16 protein-coding genes, 4 tRNA genes and 1 riboswitch are annotated in these 21,282 nt (G+C 44.8%); of the genes, 3 read left to right on the top strand and 17 right to left on the bottom strand.

Annotated elements, in window-relative coordinates:
* Window positions 1-144 precede the first annotated feature (144 nt).
* Window positions 145-1,101 (bottom strand): helix-turn-helix transcriptional regulator, encoded by a 957-nt coding sequence (locus ACIFSR_RS09905; protein WP_430057143.1) that lies wholly within the window; start codon window positions 1,099-1,101, stop codon window positions 145-147.
* 128 nt (window positions 1,102-1,229) lie between these two features.
* Between ACIFSR_RS09905 and ACIFSR_RS09900 the strand changes: the two genes are divergently transcribed.
* A complete protein-coding gene (locus tag ACIFSR_RS09900) occupies window positions 1,230-2,114 on the top strand; it encodes an SDR family oxidoreductase (RefSeq protein ID WP_430057140.1) in 885 nt (294 codons plus the stop codon).
* Window positions 2,115-2,122: 8 nt separating this feature from the next.
* On the opposite strand, the gene ACIFSR_RS09895 is transcribed toward ACIFSR_RS09900, so the two are convergent.
* From ACIFSR_RS09895 to ACIFSR_RS09845, 11 genes are all read right to left on the bottom strand, one after another.
* Window positions 2,123-2,992, bottom strand: coding sequence for an SDR family oxidoreductase (locus tag ACIFSR_RS09895; RefSeq protein ID WP_339207137.1), 870 nt, complete (start codon window positions 2,990-2,992; stop codon window positions 2,123-2,125).
* A gap of 7 nt (window positions 2,993-2,999) precedes the next feature.
* Complete coding sequence (gene speD / locus ACIFSR_RS09890) at window positions 3,000-3,809, bottom strand: adenosylmethionine decarboxylase (RefSeq protein WP_430057136.1); 810 nt, start codon at window positions 3,807-3,809, stop codon at window positions 3,000-3,002.
* A gap of 135 nt (window positions 3,810-3,944) precedes the next feature.
* The gene (locus ACIFSR_RS09885; RefSeq protein ID WP_430057133.1) at window positions 3,945-6,857 is read right to left on the bottom strand and encodes an EAL domain-containing protein; all 2,913 of its coding nucleotides are present in this window, start codon (window positions 6,855-6,857) and stop codon (window positions 3,945-3,947) included.
* A gap of 84 nt (window positions 6,858-6,941) precedes the next feature.
* Window positions 6,942-7,027: riboswitch (cyclic di-GMP riboswitch) on the bottom strand.
* A gap of 116 nt (window positions 7,028-7,143) precedes the next feature.
* Window positions 7,144-9,729, bottom strand: coding sequence for a metallophosphoesterase (locus ACIFSR_RS09880; RefSeq protein ID WP_430057130.1), 2,586 nt, complete (start codon window positions 9,727-9,729; stop codon window positions 7,144-7,146).
* A 5-nt stretch (window positions 9,730-9,734) separates the two neighbouring features.
* The gene (locus ACIFSR_RS09875; protein WP_430057128.1) at window positions 9,735-11,000 is read right to left on the bottom strand and encodes a methyltransferase domain-containing protein; all 1,266 of its coding nucleotides are present in this window, start codon (window positions 10,998-11,000) and stop codon (window positions 9,735-9,737) included.
* Window positions 11,001-11,040: 40 nt separating this feature from the next.
* Complete coding sequence (locus tag ACIFSR_RS09870; RefSeq protein WP_430057125.1) at window positions 11,041-11,886, bottom strand: nucleotidyltransferase domain-containing protein; 846 nt, start codon at window positions 11,884-11,886, stop codon at window positions 11,041-11,043.
* A gap of 203 nt (window positions 11,887-12,089) precedes the next feature.
* Complete coding sequence (locus ACIFSR_RS09865; RefSeq protein WP_430057122.1) at window positions 12,090-13,508, bottom strand: RtcB family protein; 1,419 nt, start codon at window positions 13,506-13,508, stop codon at window positions 12,090-12,092.
* Between the two features lie 333 nt (window positions 13,509-13,841).
* Window positions 13,842-15,326 carry a nicotinate phosphoribosyltransferase gene (locus ACIFSR_RS09860; protein WP_430057119.1) on the bottom strand — a complete coding sequence of 495 codons (1,485 nt, stop codon included), beginning with the start codon at window positions 15,324-15,326 and terminating at the stop codon, window positions 13,842-13,844.
* A gap of 1 nt (window position 15,327) precedes the next feature.
* Window positions 15,328-16,137 (bottom strand): ribose-phosphate pyrophosphokinase, encoded by an 810-nt coding sequence (locus tag ACIFSR_RS09855; RefSeq protein WP_430057117.1) that lies wholly within the window; start codon window positions 16,135-16,137, stop codon window positions 15,328-15,330.
* Between the two features lie 23 nt (window positions 16,138-16,160).
* The gene (locus tag ACIFSR_RS09850; protein ID WP_430057115.1) at window positions 16,161-16,925 is read right to left on the bottom strand and encodes an NUDIX domain-containing protein; all 765 of its coding nucleotides are present in this window, start codon (window positions 16,923-16,925) and stop codon (window positions 16,161-16,163) included.
* A gap of 153 nt (window positions 16,926-17,078) precedes the next feature.
* Window positions 17,079-18,074: a Gfo/Idh/MocA family protein gene (locus ACIFSR_RS09845; protein WP_430057112.1), complete on the bottom strand. Its 996-nt coding sequence runs from the start codon at window positions 18,072-18,074 to the stop codon at window positions 17,079-17,081.
* A 196-nt stretch (window positions 18,075-18,270) separates the two neighbouring features.
* Between ACIFSR_RS09845 and ACIFSR_RS09840 the strand changes: the two genes are divergently transcribed.
* Together ACIFSR_RS09840 and ACIFSR_RS09835 are read left to right on the top strand one after the other, a co-directional pair.
* Window positions 18,271-18,666: a GntR family transcriptional regulator gene (locus ACIFSR_RS09840; RefSeq protein ID WP_339207122.1), complete on the top strand. Its 396-nt coding sequence runs from the start codon at window positions 18,271-18,273 to the stop codon at window positions 18,664-18,666.
* 10 nt (window positions 18,667-18,676) lie between these two features.
* On the top strand, window positions 18,677-20,059 hold the full coding sequence (locus tag ACIFSR_RS09835; protein ID WP_430057108.1) for a DUF5808 domain-containing protein: 1,383 nt from the start codon (window positions 18,677-18,679) through the stop codon (window positions 20,057-20,059).
* A 38-nt stretch (window positions 20,060-20,097) separates the two neighbouring features.
* On the opposite strand, the gene ACIFSR_RS09830 is transcribed toward ACIFSR_RS09835, so the two are convergent.
* From ACIFSR_RS09830 to ACIFSR_RS09810, 5 genes are all read right to left on the bottom strand, one after another.
* Window positions 20,098-20,694 carry an AAA family ATPase gene (locus ACIFSR_RS09830; RefSeq protein WP_339207118.1) on the bottom strand — a complete coding sequence of 199 codons (597 nt, stop codon included), beginning with the start codon at window positions 20,692-20,694 and terminating at the stop codon, window positions 20,098-20,100.
* A gap of 81 nt (window positions 20,695-20,775) precedes the next feature.
* Window positions 20,776-20,850: transfer RNA gene (locus tag ACIFSR_RS09825), tRNA-Gly, on the bottom strand.
* Between the two features lie 7 nt (window positions 20,851-20,857).
* Window positions 20,858-20,932: transfer RNA gene (locus ACIFSR_RS09820), tRNA-Gln, on the bottom strand.
* Between the two features lie 30 nt (window positions 20,933-20,962).
* Window positions 20,963-21,039 (bottom strand) — tRNA-Asp (locus ACIFSR_RS09815).
* Between the two features lie 40 nt (window positions 21,040-21,079).
* Window positions 21,080-21,156, bottom strand: a tRNA-Met gene (locus tag ACIFSR_RS09810).
* Window positions 21,157-21,282 lie beyond the last annotated feature (126 nt).

The following is a 21,282-nucleotide window of genomic DNA, read 5'->3' as shown; positions in this document are numbered from 1 at the left end:
TATTCCCACCTGCTCTATTTCTCATTCATATACTTCACCCGCATAGAACTCAACGACATCGGACCAGCATAAAAGAATCGCCATTCGTTATCGCTCGTGGATCAGCAATATCTGGTCCAGATCACTTCGAGCATCCTCTTTTTTTTACAAATCGCCATATAAAGCATAAATAGCTTTTGCCTCTGCTATCACTTTTTGCCGCAGCTCTGCAGGCTCAACCGCTTCTATTCGTGAACCATAACTTAAAATAATTTCGCACGCCGATTCCAATCCTTGAAATTCAACTCGCGCCGATGACCAACTCGTTTTCAGTGAAGGGCTGCTTTTTACGATTTTCACATATCGTTCTTTGGATAGCCGAGAGAGCACCGTATCATGAAAGGTAATAACAGCAGGATATTGCGGCAGTCTCTGCTTAAATTCACCCATGGACTGTTCCCAGTACTGAGCCAGATCAAAGTCTGCTGGGCGCTCGAACCGCTCCTCCAGCATAAGGGCATCCAATAATCTTGAGATTCGGTAGGTCCGTTTCTCCCCGTTCACTTCGCCAATCAAATACCAAACGTTGCGCTTAGCAACGAGTCCAAGCGGAGAGATGATTCGCTCGGCGATACCGTCCTCGCGATGATAGCGAATCTTCAATAATCGTTCTTCCCAAACGGCTTCCTGCACAATCGACAAGAATGGCATTAACTCTTCCATCTGATGCCAACCCGCTCCATCAATATGAATCTTTTGCTTCATAAGAGCTGCCCCTTTGCTCACTTCAGCAGGAGAGGCAGCCAGTATTTTTTGAACAGCCGCTTCATAATGACTCGCAATTCCTAGATCGCTCAGCAAAGAAGATGGACTGCCAACGATAACAGACACTAATTCATCCGCATGCATACCCGTTAGATTAGTTCGATACCCCTCGGATAAAACCCATCCTCCGTGCACTCCCCTCTCCGCATAAACCGGAATGCCCGCTTCACTAAGCGACTCCATATCACGAATGATGGTACGCTCGGATACCTCCAGCTTTTCCGCAAGTTCTTTTGACGTCAATTTCCCGCTGTTTTGCATCAATAATAGGATGGCAATTAACCTTCCCGCTCTCATATGCTAGGCCTCCTGTTCCGCTCTAATTCGTTTTTTTCATTGTAGCATGAATATATGACAGTAGCTGTCGTATATCGTTTGTTAAACTGACAAAGAGTAAACCATACAAATCGGAATGGAGAGATACAATGAAACCATTAGAGGGAAAAATCGCAGTCGTTGCTGGAGCTACACGAGGAGCTGGACGCGGTATTGCAGTAAGTCTTGGAGAAGCAGGAGCCACCGTTTACTGCACAGGAAGAAGCATTCGCGGCCAAGCCTCCGATTTGAACAGAGCGGAAACGATTGAAGAAACAGCCGAATTGGTCACTGCACGAGGAGGCGTGGGCATCCCGGTTAGAGTGGACCATACAGTTGAAGCGGACGTTCAGGCTTTGTTCGAGAAAATCAACAAGGAGCAAAATGGACAACTGGATGTGCTGGTCAATAACATTTGGGGAGGAGAAAAATTAACGGAATGGGGAAAGCCGTTTTGGGAGCATTCGTTAAGCAAGGGCCTGTTAATGCAAGAGCGTGCCGTAAAAGCTCATCTCATTACGAGTCATTATGGTGCTCCATTGCTGGTGAAACGGAGAAAGGGACTAATCATTGAAGTCACTGACGGAATCGATTACCGTTATCGCGGAAGTTTGTTTTATAGCTTGGCCAAAATTTCACCTATTCATCTTGCCGCGGCAATGGCAGCTGACCTTAAGCCCCATGATGTAACGGCTGTTGCTGTAACTCCCGGCTTCCTTCGCTCCGAGGAAATGCTGGAGCATTTTGAAGTAACGGAAGAAACGTGGCTTGATGCTGTGCATGGCGGCAAGCCAGACGCCGAGCATTTCAGCCAATCGGAAACGCCATATTTTGTCGGACGTGGAATCGCAGCTCTTGCAGCAAGCAGCGATTTGCTTGAAAGATCCGGACAAGTATTCCCGAGCTGGCAGCTGTCTGATGAGTTCGGCATAACCGACGTCGATGGCAGACAGCCGCACTGGGGAAATTATGCGAAGCTGCATGGTTTCTTGTAATACCTACTTTACCCGTTTACAACTTCTCCGCCGTTAATATGCAGCATTTGGCCTGACATATAACTGGAATCATCACAAGCTAGGTAGACGTAGGCAGCTGCTAACTCATGCGGCTGTCCTGGTCGTTTCATCGGTGTATCTGAGCCAAAAGTGGCTACGGACTGTTCATCGAATGTCGCTGGAATAAGCGGCGTCCAGATCGGTCCGGGAGCTACACCGTTAACGCGAATACCTTGCTCAGCCAAATTCACTGATAATGCGCGCGTAAAGGAAACGATTGCTCCTTTTGTAGCGGAGTAATCAATTAACGTCGGATTGCCTTTGTATGCCGTTATAGACGCCGTATTGATGATGGAGCTGGATGCCTTCAAGTGCGGCAAAGCGACGATCGTCAAATAGAACATGCTGAACACATTCGTTCGGAACGTAGCCACCAGCTGATCCGACGTAATATCCTCAAGCTTCTGCTGCACATGCTGCTCTGCCGCGTTATTCACCAAAATATCCAGCTTCCCATACTCCTTAATCGTCTGCTCGATGACACTTTTGCAAAAATCCTCTTCGCCGACGTCGCCAGCTATAAGCAAGCATTTCACGCCAGCTTTCTCTACAACTTCCTTCGTCTTCTCTGCATCGTCATGCTCATTCAAATATACGATCGCTAAATCCGCGCCCTCTTTGGCAAAAGCAACGGCTACCGCGCGGCCAATGCCGCTATCTCCACCCGTAATAATAGCTGTCTTCCCTTTCAGCTTGCCTGCCGCTTTATATGAATCCGATTCAAAAATCGGCAGCGGCTTCATCTCGGATTCAATACCCGGTTGACGGTTTTGGTGCTGCGGCGGGTTAATATTTTTTTGTGATGACGATTTAGACATGAGAAAATCAGCTCCTTATATTTTTTCCATAAAAGATTTCATCCATCTCGGTCTTTAATCTTCTCGTAATTTCCTCTTGCTCTATGGTTGACAACGAATCCTTCGTATAGCCGAACAAATAGTTGTTCAAATCAAATTGCTTCAGCTTGCATTTGGTATGAAACACATTTTCTTGATAAATATTAACGTCGATCATGTCATACAAAAGAGTTTCCTTCTTCGGTATGTAGTTCTGAATCGAGTTAATATCATGATCAATAAAAAGTTTATAACCATTAATGTCGCGCGTGAAACCTCTCACACGATAATCCAGCGTCATAATATCGGTATCAAATGAATGGATCAGATAGTTCAGCGCTTTAAGCGGTGAGATCTCGCCGCAGGTCGATACATCAATATCTGCGCGGAACGTGCTTATCCCTTCGTTCGGGTGATACTCCGGATACGTATGAACCGTTATATGGCTTTTATCCAAATGCATCACTACGGAATCAGGCAAGGGACCCGGCGATTCTTCAAACGACTCATTGGGTCCGCCAATTACCGGCCCTTCAGATACGAGCAAAGTAACGCTGGCACCCTGCGGCTCATAATCCTGCTTTGCAATATTAAGCACATGCGCTCCAATAATATCCGATACTGTTTCCAAAATATTCGTCAGCCTATCCGAATTATATTGTTCGTCTATATAGGCGATATATGCTTTACGCTCTTCTTTCGTTCTCGTATAACACACATCATACATATTGAAGCTGAGTGACTTCGTTAAATTATTAAAGCCATGCAGCTGAATTCTTTGTTCCGGTGTAAGTTTCAAGCGCACATCCTCCTTTTCAATAATTACTATTTCCTTTTACCCAAAGACCGATGCGGCAAAACTTTTATGTTGCACAAAAAAAGCATTTCACGCCCCCGGTTTTACCGAATGTAAAATGCTTTTTCCATCTCATTTTTAATTATGTTTTTTCAATTCCTTAATCCGGAGTATCGGATCTCCTACATACACCTGTGTTTGAGGAAGCATCCCATCACGCTGCTTAATGGCTAGGAAATTAAGCGTATTGACGAGCTCATCCTGCTGCTTTTCTTTTAATTGAAATTGCACACCATATTCATAAATGTCTTTGCCCAGTTCATTGTACCAGACGATAAATCCGAATAGCACATACATTTGATTAAGAATTTTCGTCTTAAACATCAAGAGGATATCGCTGTTAACGGGCAGCTTCACACCGACTATAAACCGGAGCCCACCTGGCCCGATGTTTCGAACAAACACCTCTGTACTCCCAAGCTTCACACTGCTTCCTTTGAACATCGTAATGGTCATCTCTGCCAATAGACAATGCTTCAAATCGATTCGAAAGCTTTTTCTCCTATTAACGAGCACTTCTTTACTAGGCATAAATAAAGCAGGCTCTTTACAAGATCTTCGGCTCAATAGCTGTACGATGCTGTCCGGCTCTACAGGACGACTGAAATAATAACCTTGGATTTCATCGCATCGCTGATCGCGTAAATAGTTGAACTGCTCCTTCGTTTCAACGCCTTCAGCCACTACCTGCATGCCAAGTTCGCCAGCCAATTGAATAATGCATTCAATAATGCTTTTATTTCTACGATCCGTCATCAACTCCTCGATAAATGACCGATCAATTTTGATCGTATCGAGTGCCAAGCGCTTCAATAAATAAAGAGAGGAATAGCCGGTTCCAAAATCATCAAGCGATACTTTGATTTTTCTTTTCTTCAGCTCCAGCAGCAATTCAGTCACCGCATTCTCATTGCTAATAAAGGAGCTTTCCGTTATTTCAATTTCCAATCGATCTTGGGAAATTCCTGTCTCCTCGATGATCTGATCGATGGTATGCAATATATTTTGCTGAAGAAGCTGCTGCACCGAAAAGTTAACCGACAGCGTAACCGAAGGCAGGCCTAAGCTCTGCCACCGTTTATGCTGCATACAGGCTTCGCGAAGCACCCATTCTCCTATCGATACAATAAGCCCCGTTTCCTCTGCGATCGGTATGAATTCAGACGGAGCAACCAATCCCCAATCCGGATGATTCCAGCGCAGCAGCGCCTCAACGCCAACAATTTCCATCGTTTGCGAATGTACGCGAGGCATATAATGAAGGAACAGCTCTCCTCTTTCCTGCGCTTTACGCAAATCATTGCTGAGTGAAAACAATTTGAATGATTGCACATTTAAAGAAGCGGAATAGCACTGTGATTGGTTGCTGCCTCTGGACTTCGCATGATAAAGAGCCGCATTTGCATTTTTCATCAACTGCTCCACCGAGCTCCCATCGCCAGGCGATTGACTGATTCCAATACTTGCGGTTACATTCAGCTCATATCCTTCTATCAAAAATTGCTCATTGATAAGCTTAATAATAGTAGCTGCCATATCCTTGATTTCGTTTAGCTGCTTTACATCAGCTATAATAATTGCAAATTCGTCTCCGCCAAGTCTGAATACGGTTTGGCCATCACGTAAATTGCTCATCAATCGAAAGGCGATTTGTTTCAGCAGCTCATCCCCAATTGGATGCCCCAGCGTATCATTTACATATTTGAAACGATCCACGTCAATCAGCACGATCGCCAGCCTCTGCTTAAAATACTCGCTTACCCTTAGCTGCTTATCTAGCTGGTCTTCAAACATTCTGCGATTTGGCATCTCCGTTAAATAATCGTGGTAAGCCAAATATTGATTTAATTCCTCAGCCTTGCTCCGATCCGTAATATCAAGGACTACTCCAACGATTGCCTGCTCTCCCATATTTGACACTTGATTATAGTGCACTTCGCAATGAATAATCGTCCCATCTTGTTTAATGGCTCTGTGGCAGAAATTAGATAAAGACTGCCCCTCCTGTACCTTCGTTAGTTGATTAACGACGGCTTCACGGTCTGACGGATGGATCGTCTGAATAATATCCATACCGATCAAGGAGTCATAACCAAACATTTTATTGAGCTGATCGTTTGAATAAACGAAGTTGTTTTTTTGCGCGACAAAAATACCGACAATGGATTGCTCGACAATACTGCGGTATTTTAATTCGGTCTCAGTCAACGATTGCTCAATCATTTTTTGCTGCGTAATATCCTTGGCAATGCCGTAGACACCGATAAGCTTTTTATTAATAATGATTGGAATATTGGTCACATTAAATTCGACCGTTTGCCCTGTTCTCGTAATGCCTGTCGTATCATAGTTTTGAGGGTTCCGCGTCTTGAGCGTTTGCTCAAAATATTGAATCGTTTTATCCAGCGCTGCGGCATCTACAAATTTATGAAAACTATCATTTATAATTTCCTCTTTCGTATATCCAAAAAGTTGCTCAAGCACTGAATTGCATGACAAAAAACGCCCTTGTGCGTCTAAAGAAAAGACCGCGTCAGGGTTGTTTTCAAATATCGATTTATAAAGCTGCTCTTCGATTGTGAGGCGATGCTGTATTTTTTTATTTTCCGTTACATCCTGAATCATGCCTATCGTCAACAATATCTCGTTTTCGGCATTCCGTATGAAAGTAATGTTTTCCACCACATATCTAACTTCACCGCTCTGACGAACGATTCTGTACTCGGAAACGCTTTCCTTTTTTGATTCAATTGCAAGGTGGAACTGCTCATTAACGCGCTCACGATCTTCGGGATGCACGAACTCAAAAAATTGTTCAATCGTCATCGAGAAATCAGATTTCATACCATATATTTCGAACATTTGATTCGACCAGGATGCTTCTCTGCGAATATGGTCAAACTCCCAGTAACCTAAATTAGATAGCTTTTGAACAATATTAAAACTACCAACATTAACATTGCCATTAAAACGTTTAATCATTTGTTTCATTGCTAAATATCCCCTCTTATTCATAACGTAGGCGGTAACCTGAAGTTTTTAAGGAGAGGATATAGGTATGTTATCACTCATCCTTTTGGCAACCCAGCCACCTTTGGAAATTTCCTTTAGGCCTGTTGGCTTTGCGTCATTGTCTTTCGACAACTTTGCTTTTTACTAGGACTTTTTACATATACCAGTATTCCATATTATTCCGATATATACCATAACCAATTTCATAATAGGTCGAATGATGTAGAAAAACCTCCCATTATGGGAGGTTTGGTATATTGATGTTTTACAATCTAGGATCGATTTCCTTCTCTTTGGCAACCTCAAACAAAAGATTCGCAACAGCCGCTTGATATCCATTGTTTTCCGGGGCAATTTCAGCAAAAGGAATCGCCAGCATATGCTGTCCTAGCCGGTACTCGTTAAATGATGTACGAAGCTTTTGCGTAATATTTTTTTGCTTGATGAGCTTATTGTACTTGTGCGGAAATCTATAATCATAACCGTAAATAATAGACATGTATTCCTTATTACGCACTTTCATATAGGGAACCGTGTACGGCTGAGGCACCTCGGGCTTAATCACGACACCTTCCATATGATTGTCTACCGTAAGCGTGTAAAAATATTTTTCTGCAAGCTCATAGCTTTCCGCATCAGACAGCACAAGCGTGATGAATGGATCGTCAGAGAGGAATCGATACATCTCAGAGGTTTTCCACGCTGGCAGCTGCTCGCTTCCGTCCACGTATACGATTTTGAGCAGCGAAAAAGGCTTGTATTCAAGCTCCCCTGCCTCGGCATACAGCTCCAGCTGCCTCTTATACGTTTCATATGCTTTGATATGCTCGTCAATTGGCCTATTTTTCTCAAGAATAGAATGAACATGCTTAAAATTTTGATAGACGGCTAGGCCATATTTCTCATTAATAGCCCCTTTGCTAAGGTGAAACTGATCCTTTTCAAAACCACTTTCCTTGAAATCATGCGCAAGCTTTCCGAACGCTTCCTCGAATCCATTCGCCTTCAGGAAAGCAAGCTCTGTCTCAAGCCCCTTCTCAATAGGCTTAAACTGCTTTTCGATGAGACCTTCTCCCAGCGCCTCCCATGGCAAAAGCTCGCCATCCAGCAGGAGCATCGATATATCGTTTTCCTTCATGTAGCTCCCGAATCTTTGCAGCAGTCGCTCATAAACAGTGGTCAGGTCAACCTTATTTATTTTGTATCCATTGCGGCTCACTGCAAAACATTGCTCGATATCTGCATGCAAATAAACATTGCAGCGTGATCCCATGTATTTGGGCTGCAGCACGACCTCTTTAACACCGCGCTCCACAAAATAGTTCAGCCCTTTCCTCAGCGATTCCAGCTCACCCGCCGCTTCATCCTTATCTGCAGGAGACATGGTTCCTGAAATAAAGTTAATTTTATTGCGCGAGCAATACTGCAATCTGCGGGCTTCATCATCATCCAGCTCCTGCACCGATACTTTGCGTTCCTCTTTGAAGAGAGCAGGAAGCTCGCCTTCCATGCCGGCTATTGACGATTTCTGTGATTTGAAAGTCGGCTTCATCGACAGAGAAACCGAGGTTAGCAGATTGCCGTGAACTGCGCCTGAATCCAAATGGATTTTATTTCTGATCCGAAATGCTTGTTTAGCAGCCACATGTCCAAAAACATGATACGGCTGGTTTCCTGCTGCATCCCGCTTCAGAAACGCAAGCTGTGCTTCAATCGGCGCCGATCGGTCGAGTCTAAAATTACGCTGATGACGGACCGAATTCACATCCAGCTTGCCAATATATTTGTTCTCGCATGGCGCGTGAGTCACATAATAGGATGGTCCTGCTTTTCCTACCATTCTGTAGAAAGGCTTCGACAGCGATACGAGATGATTAAACTTCTGAAGCAGCTCAGCATCGCCTCTCAGCACCTCAGTCGAATCGAAGTAGGCATGCAGCAGCTCGTCTTCCACACCTTTGATTTCACCACGCATATATTTATGGACGAAGTTTTCATGATTGCCAAGCACAAACAAAAACTTATCCTGATTCGTATATAGGAAATCAATGATTTCCTTAGTGCGGCTTCCCTTATCGATCCAATCTCCAACGAGCAATACTTTTGTACCTCTGACCTTTCCTGTCTCAACCAATACATTGCCCTCTAGTTGAAACCCATGGCTAACGAGCAAAGCCTTCAGCTCATCCACACATTCGTGAACGTCACCGACGATTATCGTCTTCTGGTCCAGCGGTAAAAAAACATCCAAATACTCAGCAGCATCCTCGATTATAATCTTATAATCCGGATTCGCAACCTTATCCATAGGGGAATAAAAATCTTTAGCCCGCACTTTATGAACTTTGCTATATTTCTCCCTCGAGAGCGAACCAAGCACGTCCTTGCGCAAACGATTAATGTGGCTCGTTATCAGTTTCTTTGAACGCTCCGATGAATAATAATCATCCCGCTTCTTGTAATCAAACAGCACGACTTCAAGGTTGTAGTTATTTCCCTTTGCAACCTCCCTCACTCTCGCCCGGAAATCCTCCGACAAACCTGTTGTATCCACGACAACAAATTCCGCATTGATGGGGAAAGTAGTGACCAGCCGCAGCTTCTCGAACAAAAGGCGGAAAGCCTGATCGCTCGCTTCAAGCATGATTTGATCATATTTATCATAATCAGAGCCTAGAAGCTCTTGTCTAATGCTATCGGATGAAATATATTGCACGTTCGCATTCATGCCCTTGCTGTCATCCCTAAATCGCAGCTGCGGCATCAGCACTTCGTTTGCAAAGGTTGTTTTCCCGCATTCCGTCGTGCCAATCAGCATAAAAATCGTATGGACTCTCGTTCTCATTTCCATTGACGCTACTCTCTCCTCTTCCGCAAAATCGCACCCTGCGTCGTTTGTATACCATTCACTCCGTCGCCGATTGCGACAAATTGGCTTTCCACGGATTGATCTTTAATCGTTTCGAGCAGCCACTCTTGAAATTCAGCTTGTCCAAGCTCCCATTTATGGTCATCATGCCGGAAGTCTTCCAGCTCATAATAAGCATTAAACTCTGCATTAGGTGTTGTCAGCACAAAATAATCAAAATCAACATGTTCGCATATTTGCCGTATCAGAACAGCTGCCTCATTTAGACTCATATGCTCAATAACCTCGGTCAAAATGACATCCACCTGCTCGCCGTTATAAGCCTCTAGAAAATGTTCAATGGAAGGAAAGCTAGCGATGTTGTCCAGTTCCTTTGCTTTCGCCTTTCGCTCTACCACCTCTAGCAGCGGCTCATGGATATCAACCGCGTAGTAGCTATCTTCAATCTTGGATGCAAATGGAATCGCATAGAAACCTTCTCCACAGCCAACGTCGAGAATGGCCTTATTGAACGGAAGCACGCTTCCGATATAGCTTCTCCGCTGCTGAGCCGTCCCGCCGAAGGCCAATTGAACCGCATAACGATCTGTTTTCTCCAGCTCTTCTTTATATTTCTTGAACCGGTCTCTTGAAGCTAGAAAATTGCGGGCAAACAAGCTTCGTATATAAAAGGGTGCGTCGATAATTTGGATACTCTTCACATATTTAATCAACACATCATCAGAAATATCGATGTATTCGTCGCTGAACATCGAAAGGAAGAGACAAAGCACACTAACGACATGCATAAGCTCATATAACGATTTATGCGTCTTAATGGTAAGCGAATAGCTCTTATGCGCCAGGTGTACAGCTTCAAATGTATAGTCGGTAAGATGCTTCTCAAAAAAATGAATATAACGCAAGAGCTCAATATGAATCATATTGATATGGAAGGTATGCTCGTATTGCTCCGTGTCACTCGAATGCTGCGCTTTAAGCGGCGCTGCAAAAAATTCATTAATCGCTCCCAGTACAAAGAGCGGCGTATTATATCGCGATACATTGAGGTACTCAAATTGGTCCTGCCTATGCTGCTTGTATGAAACCTCATTGTCAGCATCCTTAAAATAAACGTTGAAGGTTGCTTCATCGGTATACCAGCCGTAGGCCATTCCTTTGCGAACAGCGCGCAGCAGCATGCCTGACCCCGGATTTTTTCTAATGACGAACGAAAAGCTTGGGTTCGTCGATTTCACTTGCACGATAGCCATCCTTAACTTCCCCTTACTTATCAATTAAAAGCAACACTATTTAATCCCAAACCTCTTGTAATGCTCTGCGGAACAAGTCATCAAGCTGATTGTCCTGCGCAGTTCCCCCTTGACCCATTGCCAATGCGATTTGTTCAAAATGAACCATTCGCTCCTCCAAATAGGAATTAATAACTTGCAGCCTAGGCTCATAATCGAGCTCGTCACCCGCTTTTTTCCTGCGCAGCAATTGTTCAACCGTAGCCCTTAGCTCGCTCTGCTCAGGAATAAGCGCCTCTACTAAACGATCAAATTCGATTGGAGGCATCGAGTTGTACTTCGCAATCCAGCCGCAAGCAAGAATCGGCCTTAACACATAAAAATACTTTTTTATTTTCACTTGCTCGCCTTGCAGATACTCTCGGTAGTTCCCTTTAGCCATATGGAGATAATGGTACATGCATGACTTCGGCGAGAAAGATAACGGAGAGACGCTTCGGATTTGTTTGGCTACTGAGTATTTCGTAAAGTATGGAATCGGTGATTGCAGCCATTCGAGCAGCGGCGGATTCGACTTGCGAAACAGATTAAGCGCTTTGCGCAAATCCCAGCCGTTTATATCAAGAAGATCACTTATAGGGCGTTCTATTACATCTCTTTTGTCAAATATCGATAAATACCATTCCACCGGCCTGACGTAAATAAATCGAACGTCGTAATCACTGTCCTTAGAAGGAAACCCCCACGCCCTGCTTCCTGATTCGCACGCGTAAACGATGCGAACCTGTTCCTCCCGTTCGATTTTACCCAGTTCCAGCAAAATATTTTCATGTATGTTGGTCATTCTAGACACTCCTTTACTCAGCTTCTTCTTGCAAAAAAAAAGACCATGGACAAGATCGTCCATAGTCTAGGAAAAAGAACAGTCAGCAATGCAGCTAACACGAGGTCAGTACACGCTTCCCTTCAAATACCAAACAACGGGTCCGAGGAGTGGAGCTATTCTCTTTGCTTCGATTAAAAGAATTGTTCCGTTCATCATTTACGTTAACTAACTGTGCTTCTAGATATTGGTTAAACATTCTCCTCGTCCCCCTTCTTTTCCTTTATTTACGTTCCTTTGACAGCAGCTAACGGTTTGCATTTCGCTACGACCTGCGCAAGCCCCGCTCCGACTACACTCTCAATGATTTGATCTACATCCTTGTATGCCTGCGGTGATTCATCGACCAGCGACTCCATAGAGCGCTGGTTTACGACGATTTCATCATCCGTGCCTACACGCATTGCAATAGCGACCTCTTCTACCGATACGAGCTGCTTCGTTGCGTTCCGTGACCTGATTCGTCCTGCGCCATGACAGATGGAATAATGATTCGCTTTCCCTGCAGCACTTCCGACCATAATATACGAGGCAGTGCCCATCGATCCTGGTATAAGCGCCGGATGCCCCGTGCTCCGATATGGCTCAGGGTTATCCGGATGTCCTGCCGGCAGCGCTCTTGTTGCACCCTTGCGATGAATGAAATAGGATTGCTCATCCTGTTCTTCCTCCCATGCGTAGTTATGCATGAGATCATACAGCGTGCGCAGCTCGAATTTGGAGCCGAACACATCCTTGCCCGCCTCCAAGGCAGCGTATGCAATCAGGTGACGATTCACGACCGCATAATTTAAGGCCGAGTACATGAGGTTGACATACGTTTGACCAAGCGGATGGGATAACGGCGCATATAGCAGCTTAGGATCCGCGGTGCCTATGCCTTCCTGACGCATCATTTTGGCAATGTCCGTGCTGCAATATTGACTGACCGCGCCGCCCCAAGCCCTCGAGCCGGAATGAATCATAATGACCACTTGGCCGTCGAACAGCCCCCATGCTTCGGCAATTTCTCTGTTTTCCTCAGCAATTTCAATCGCTTGAATTTCTACAAAATGATTGCCGCCGCCAAGTGTGCCGAGCTGGCGATGCGCGCGATGCCAGACAACTTTCGGAAACTTATCCAGCACCTCTTCGTCAAAATCAAAGCGGCTGCTCTCCACATGGGTTAAAGAGGTAGCTTTGCGCGGCGTGTAGGCATCTGGAATATATTTTTTTGGCAAGCCATGCAAGCCCTTCTTCACGATATTCTCAAGTCTAATATCTGAGAAGTAACCTCTTGCATGCTCCTCGACTGGCATATATTTCTCAATAGCCTTAACCAGCTTGCGCCGCAGCTTCACTTCCTTCAAATCATCCTTATGCAGATTTGTTAGCTGTACGCGCATTCCGCATCCGATATCGCTGCCTACGATGGAAGGAGATACGTAGCCATCACTCGTATTCCATACCGCTGTTGTACCGATACAGGTTCCCACGCCAACATGCACATCAGGCGTATAGCTCATATATACTTGATTCGGTATTTGTAAGTTGTTGTTCGCCATTTCAAACACTTTATAATCCAAGGACGCGAATAGCTCTGGTCCTGCATAAACATGCACCTGCCCCGAAGGCAGCTTAACTTGCTGATAATACGTTTCTTTCATATCCGATAATCTCCTCAAAATTCAAATGAACACAAAAAAGCCATGGACCCCAAAAAGTCCATGGCTTAATCTTGCGCCTTTATTTCCCAATCGTTGCAGCTTGCAGCATACAAGATTTTAGAAAATAGTCACAGGCCCCGTAGAGGCCGATGAAATGGACTTGCTATATTTAGTTGCATGATTACGTTCTAAATTTAGTCCGAACATTGTCATCGACCTCCTTTCATTTGATTTACATCATAATAATCTGATCACCCAACTTCTGTCAACACATTTATAATAAACCAAAAATAAGATGCTCGAGGGAGCATCTTATTTTCACGGATAAATAACTTATAAATGAGCCAATAAGTTTGCGCGTACTTCAGCCAGCGTCAAATCGCGAACTAGCTTCCCATCTTCAAACACTACTTCCAGCTGATCCTCTGCTTTACGAGCTTCATATTCCTCTGCGCTAAGATTGTCAGTATAGGCAAATGTCCCATCCTGCTCCGTAACGAGGACAAGACCTGTCTGCGACTTCTTCACGCCATTATCTGTTTTGGGATCCTTATAGATTTTGCGCTCCTCGCCATTCACAATCGTAAACGTCGATTTTAATGCGAAGCCGAATGTATCCCGCGTGTTGTACTGGTAAGTAAACGAACCGATACCGTACACCATATTCGTCGATGCAAAACCTTTTGCTGCCAGCTTCTCGCAAATTTCCTTGCAGCGCGAAATCGTAATCGCATCCCCATAGATTGCCCCAATGTGGCTATCTAGCTGCTTATACCCCTTCTCCGTAACCGTGCCGCCAAAAATATCCCAGAGTATTTCAATAACGCCTTTGCGCTCGAATTCACTCTCTCCATCCGGGTCGCCGCAAATGATTTTGACCGGATCTCCGCTGTCGGGACGAATGACTACCTTGCCGTCCCTGCTCATAATGTCATCCTTCAAGCCGCGAATGACCACGTCCAGCACACTCCATAAATCCCAAGTATCCGATACGATCGAGACAAAGCCATTTGGGTATACCTCTTTGATCAAATAGCGGTACGATGCCATCTCATCGCGTCCGTGCGCGCACATAACGCTATGCTCGGTTGCCGGAATCGACGTACCCACCAATTCCTTTTCTATATTCGCATTATAATAGTTTTCCAAATACAATATCGCTGGTATTGTATCTGTTCCCGTGAACGATAGGAGATGGCCTGCGCTGCTGCCGAGCGCCGATTCAAGCGCACCCATGCCGCGCATCGAGAAATCATGACCTTGGAACGGTACGCCTGCTGTATCGCCGCTTGTCTGTAGCGCATAGGCTTCTAAAATTTTGCGATATTCAAAAGCTAGCGTAGCGCTCGTAGCCGGCATCCACAGCTGGCACGACATCAACGTCTCCAAATAGTTCGTCAGCCAGAAAAATTCAGGCTTCGTGTTCTCAATAGTCAGCATTGGTACTCTTATCGGTACTAATGCACCTTCTTTAATCGCCTTAATCTTGATCGGCAAATATCCAAGATCGTGCAGCTCCTCAATATGCGATGCATCGGGATTCGCTTCTCCAAGCGCATATTGAATGAGCCTCTTGTACTCATGCGCTACCTCTGCCTTTGTTCTTGCAAAGAAGTGCTCATTAAAATAATCGATGAGATATTGTTTGATAAACGATTGGAAGCCAAAAGCGACAACCTCGTTAATATCATCTAGTCGGCTTGTGCGAGCGGTCCACGTCGAATAAACGAGCTCCGTTCCTTTTGGATACTGATTTTTATGGCTCACCTTGTAAAAGTCACATAGCAGCGTAGCTGGATAAACGAATGTTTGCGTCATCTTATAGGCCTCCCATTGCGAATACGTGAATTTTGTCATGCTCTGCTTGATGAAGTATGGTATCGGTCGTATACACCTTATCAATAAGATCAGTTTCTAATATTTTCCCTTTATAGATCGAATGCTCGCAGTGCCCTACCAGCAAATAAATATGTGTGGCTCCAAGTACCTTCAGCTTCTCTGCGCTAAGCATAAACGTGCCGCCATACGAACAAAGATCATCAACAATGATAGCCTTAAAGCCCTCACTCGGGGTATGTCCAACGACATCCAGACTCTTGATTTGGCCGGTCTGAAAATCTCTCGCTTTGTAGCCTACCAGCTGCTGGTAGCCTTGAACCTTACTGTAACGTTTCTGCGCTCCTGCATCTGGGAAAAAAAGATAGTCCTTCTCCGAATCAAAACCTACTTCGTTCGCGACTTGCTCAAGCAGCTGAATCGTTGGATATTTGCCGATACTGCGATCGATCAGCGCCAGCGATACATCGGAATGCGGCTCGATAATCGTTACCGATTCAAAGTTCATGTTATTGATAAAGGCAGCTGTATATTTTAACGTAAAGGCAGAAGTACCTTCGACTCGATCCATTCGGCTGTAAGGCAAATAATAGATGGTCAACGTACATTTAACGCGTCGATCATCCAGGTAGCTCTTGATGAACATTAGCTTAACCAGATCGCCATCATTCTCATATTTCCATACGATCGTATTGAATTCCGCCATATGCGTAAGAATTTCATCGCCGTTTATGAGCGTCTCCCCATTTGGAAACTGTTTTAACCCAAGCTCTACTCCATTAAACTTCAGCATGACATCACTCTCCTCGTAAGCGTTCAGCTATAAATAGACAATCTTGGCTCTTCCTTTGTAAAAAGGTACAACTGCGCTGCTCGCTGCGAATATTGATTGGATTGCTTCGGATTTCCATTTGTATCCGTCGCCTCTTCAATAATCGTGCTGCGGCTTTTCGTTGACGTCAATTTGCGAATGAAATTTTTCTCCTCAAAGTCAGGAACAACCGTTTTTATTACCTGATAAAGCTCACTTAGCGTAAACTCCTCTGGCAGAAACTCCTTCGCTATCTTCGTAGTCAGCATTTTCTTGCGAATCTCTTGCAGCGCGTCGGTCAAGATTTGCTTATGGTCAAACGCCAAATCCATTTGAAGCGCTTCTTCGACTGTAAACAATTGCACATCCGATGCATCTACAGCCGCAACCCTTTGTTCAAGTGTACATTCATTAACGAGCGCTAGAAAAGCATGCGAGATAATCCAGCCCCTTGGATCACGGCCAGGCGTGCTATACACGTTAAAATATTCAATATGCACGTCCTCAACCGCTGTCTCTTCTTGCAGCTCGCGTATAGCACAGTCATATACCGTCTCATTTTCCATCGTAAAGCCGCCTGGCAGCGCCCACTGCCCTTCGAAGGGCCATATATTCCGCTTAATCAGCAGCACCTGCAGCTCCCTCGTAGGCAGCGCCTTCTTAGGCGTTTGCCTTTCAGTCGTTACGATCGTAAAGATGACGATATCTGCTGGAGCGCCATCAGGTGATCGGTAATGATCTGCTGCGTAATTGGATTCATTTTCGACCATTGCTGCTGCACTCCGATCCATATCATTTATTCAATTTGATATTATCATAATGACATTATTGAATTCCTTTGTCAACGGCTGCTGTGAAAAATAGGCAATTAGTCACGGATAAGTATATAAAAAAAGAAGCGGCTGCACGCCGCTCCTGTTATATTATTTCGTTTCTATAGCATCGGCAGGGTAGACGAGTCCAATCTGCTTTCTTGCCTCATCCATAATCTCCAGCGTAACGAGTGAATTTGCAAACGTGTTAATGGATGACTCCGTACGGCCAGCTTTAATCAGCTCGATAAATTCCTTCGCTTCATAGTACATCGACTTGCTATTTGAAGGCTGCGAAATATCTTCGCTTGTTCCGTTGCGGTATTGGATTTCAACCTTCCCTATTTCACTAATCTTGTCGATTACGATGCTGCCGTTCTCCCCTTGAATCTCCGATGGCAGCGATGAATGTGTAATTTTGGAATACATGATGACCGCATCCATGCTCTCATACTGAAGAACGATGCTTCCTTCCCCATCCACGCCAGAATCCAGCATGACACCAGTCGCTTTAATCACATCCGGCTTGCCAAATAAGGCTACAAGCGGGTAGACGCAATAAATGCCAAGATCCATAAGCGCCCCGTTTGAGAATACAGGGTTAAAAGCATTAAGCACCGTACCCGCCTTATAGGCATCGTACCTAGACGAATACTGGCAATAGCTCGCAAAATAACGCCGTATCGTTCCAAGCTTGTCGATGTTGTCTTGAACAGCCTTAAACCCTGGCAGCATCGTCGACTTTAACGCCTCCATGAGCAGCACGCCGTTTTCCTTCGCAGCCGCAATCATCTGGCGCAGCTCATGCGCATTCGAAGCGATCGGCTTCTCGCAGAGCACATGAATGCCATGCTTCATACAAGCAATCGCATGAGCGGCATGAAATGAGTTTGGACTAGCAATGTATACCGCATCAATTTGTCCACTTGCCGCCATCTCTTCGATATCCGTAAATGTAGCAGCAATACTATGTTTCTCCGCAAATGTACTCGCTGTTTCTATCGAACGCGAATAGACAGCAGCTAGTTTGAAATCTTCAACCTCGCTCGCCGCAGAAATAAATGACTCCGTAATCCAGTTTGTACCGATAACGCCGAATCTGATCATAATCGTCTCTCCTTGAAAAATAGATTTATTGGCTAATCGCTTGTTATATTTTTATGAAATGTGGAAAATCTTCTTCTGTTTATTATAGCCATGCCAAGGACTGCCTGTCCAAATGATTCAGCTGCATTTTGACATTTTGTATAATCTGTATTAACATCTCTAATACAAATGATACTTTATTGCTAGGGGTGATCCGATGATTATGACGCTCGACTACAACAGTGATATACCGATCTACGTCCAGCTCCGCAACCAAATTGTCATCGGAATTGGCGTAGGCGGACTCAATTATGGGGAGAAATTGCCAACGGTAAGACAGCTCGCTGATGATTTAGGGGTAAATGCCATGACCGTGAACAAAGCCTATGCCCTTCTCAAAAACGAGGGATACATATCTATTGATCGCCGTCATGGGGCCAAGGTACGCACCGAATGGAGCAAGCAAGCTGATTTTAGCCAAAAGTTGGAGTATGAATTAAAGCTTGTTATTTCTGAGGCTAGTCTTAAAGGTATCGAGCAAGAACAATTTATGCACATTTGCTCGAACATCTTTAAAGCCGCAATGAGCAAAAATCATCCCCTGCCAGAATAGGAGACCTTTCATGAACAATATTATTTTAATCGTTCCAGCAGCTATTGCCTACATCACTATTCTTGTTATGTTTTTGAAGCAAGCCGTACCAAGCAATCATATATTGTTTGGCGTTACGTTTCCTGCACATGCCTTCGAGGATGCAGAAATGAAGCAGCTTCAAGAAAAATATAAAAAATCATATTTTGTGTATGCTGGCATTACGTTAATAACTTTAGTGCCTTTTTTCCTGCTCGATAAATACTTTTCGTTAGCCTTTACTTACATGCTGCTTTGGTTTGCAATTTTTTTGTATACATCCAAGCTTCCTTTCAACAAAATCCATCATAAAGCCGCTGCGCTCAAACGGGATAAACAATGGTTTGTCGGAGAAAAACGAGTGATCCGTATCGATACCAAAGTAACGCAGCTCAAAAAATCGATGCTTGTTTCTCCCTATTGGTTCCTAATTCCCGCACTTTTATCTGTCGTCCCTATTATTGTTTCCTTGTTTAAAAGCGACGTTCTCTTAAAAATGACCGGCATTGCCTCACTCGCGATGACAGCGATCTTATTCGTCATTTACACTGCCTTTGGCAAAATGAAGACGAAGGTATACAGCAAAAACCACGACATCAACGCCGCTATTAACCGCGCAGCACGTCGTTATTGGTCCATGCTTTGGCCTAGCCTTGCTGTTTTTGAGAGCATTAATGCTTTTGTTGCCTATATGATTTTAACACAGGGGAGCTCGCTGAGCTTTACGCAGTGGATGATTGGTATTGTCATGGTATCCCTCTTGCCGCTGTGCAGCATCTTTTTTGTACATAACAAGATACAGGCGGTTGAAGAAAGCCTTGCCGAAACAGACGGCCAAAGTATTGTAGCCGATGACGACCACTACTGGATTAATGGCTCTACTTACTACAACCCGGATGATCAAACGATCATGGTTCCTAAACGTGTTGGGATTGGAACAACGGTCAATATGGCAACCCGGGCAGGAAAATGGATTCAATACGGCGGCATCGTGCTTGTCCTTGTAATCGTCATTCCTTTGACTGCTTTTATTGTGCAATCTGACAATACGGCTCCTACTCTAACTATTAAAGAGGACGGCATCGTGTCCATCGATTACCCTTTATATGATTACAGCTTTAATTTAAGTGACGTTAAGGGAATTACGCTTGAAGAGACGCTCCCAAGCGGATTTAGAACAAATGGCACAGCGACAGCGGAATATGCCCGTGGCAACTTTTCCTTAGAGAAGCTGGGTGCTGCCAAGCTATATGTATTTAAAAACTCACCGCCGTACATTACCATGCAGCTTGACGGCTTAACCGTTATTTTTAATGAGAAAGACGCCGCCAGAACGAAGGAGCTTTTCGAACAACTAACGGCTAGTAAGCTTTAATGCTCATACGGTACTCAACTGTTGTTATGTTCGTGCTGTTAGAACGCGTCTCCACCATACACAAATTGATCCAGAGATGCTAAAGACTGCTCGTTCAGAGGCGTGGAGTTGTCAAAATAAAGCACTGAGGATGCTGGAATGTTCCATTTCAGCTCTCTCCTCACTAAAGATGGACTAAACTCGCTCCAGTTGTCCAGCTTATACTGATCGAGTATAGATCCCCTTTGCACAATTCGTTCATAATGCACCTTGTCGTCACGGAGATAAACGAATACGACCTTTACCTCAACGTCTGATAAAGAGGCCCCGATTGCGAAGAGCTCCTGCTCAATCCAGTCAGGGGTCTCTGTTTCTTTCGTGAAGGGCCCGATTACAAATATATCGCCGTCATTAGCAATATTCTCAAGTGCAGCATCCATCGTAATGCGATAGCCTAAATCGCGGCACAGTTTCTTATAGAAACTTGAATCTCGGTCATTCGGATCAAGTCCTGCAAGCGTCATAAGCGCAACGGCTGCCGGCCTAAGCACCGTATCCATATCAATAATGGCCACACTGCGCCTCTTCGCCAGCGCTTTCGCTAATGTCGTCTTGCCTGCTCCTGCACCGCCTACAAAAAATACTAATTTGCGCATCGCGAACCCCTCATCATTATTAATGTCTTATTCATAACAAAAAAACACCCTGCATTGCAAGATGTTTTGGATGTGTAAAATTGGAGCGGAAGACGGGAATCGAACCCGCGACCCTCGCCTTGGCAAGGCGATGCTCTACCGCTGAGCCACTTCCGCATATAAATGGCTGGGGATTCAGGGATCGAACCTGAGAATGACGGAGTCAAAGTCCGTTGCCTTACCGCTTGGCTAATCCCCAACATATATTTTGTTACTCTTCTTGTAAAAGTGGCGGAGCTGACGGGATTCGAACCCGCGGTCTCCTGCGTGACAGGCAGGCATGTTGGGCCACTACACCACAGCTCCGTATGTAAGCTCGGATAAATCCGAAAGTGAAACCTTGGTTTGGTTGCGGGGGCAGGATTTGAACCTGCGGCCTTCGGGTTATGAGCCCGACGAGCTACCGGGCTGCTCCACCCCGCGTCATTTACTACTAAAGCTATTCATTTACAGAACGATCACTAATGCACGCATTAGCAAGTTGCGCCCTGAAAACTGGATACGAAAGGTAGGCTTGCTGAAGCCTTAATGCTGCTGTCTACTGGATGT

Source organism: Paenibacillus sp. NRS-1760 (assembly GCF_050467785.1).
In the GTDB taxonomy this organism is placed as follows: domain Bacteria; phylum Bacillota; class Bacilli; order Paenibacillales; family Paenibacillaceae; genus Pristimantibacillus.
Note: the sequence above shows the minus strand (reverse complement) of the source record. Positions and strands in the feature narration are given on the sequence as shown.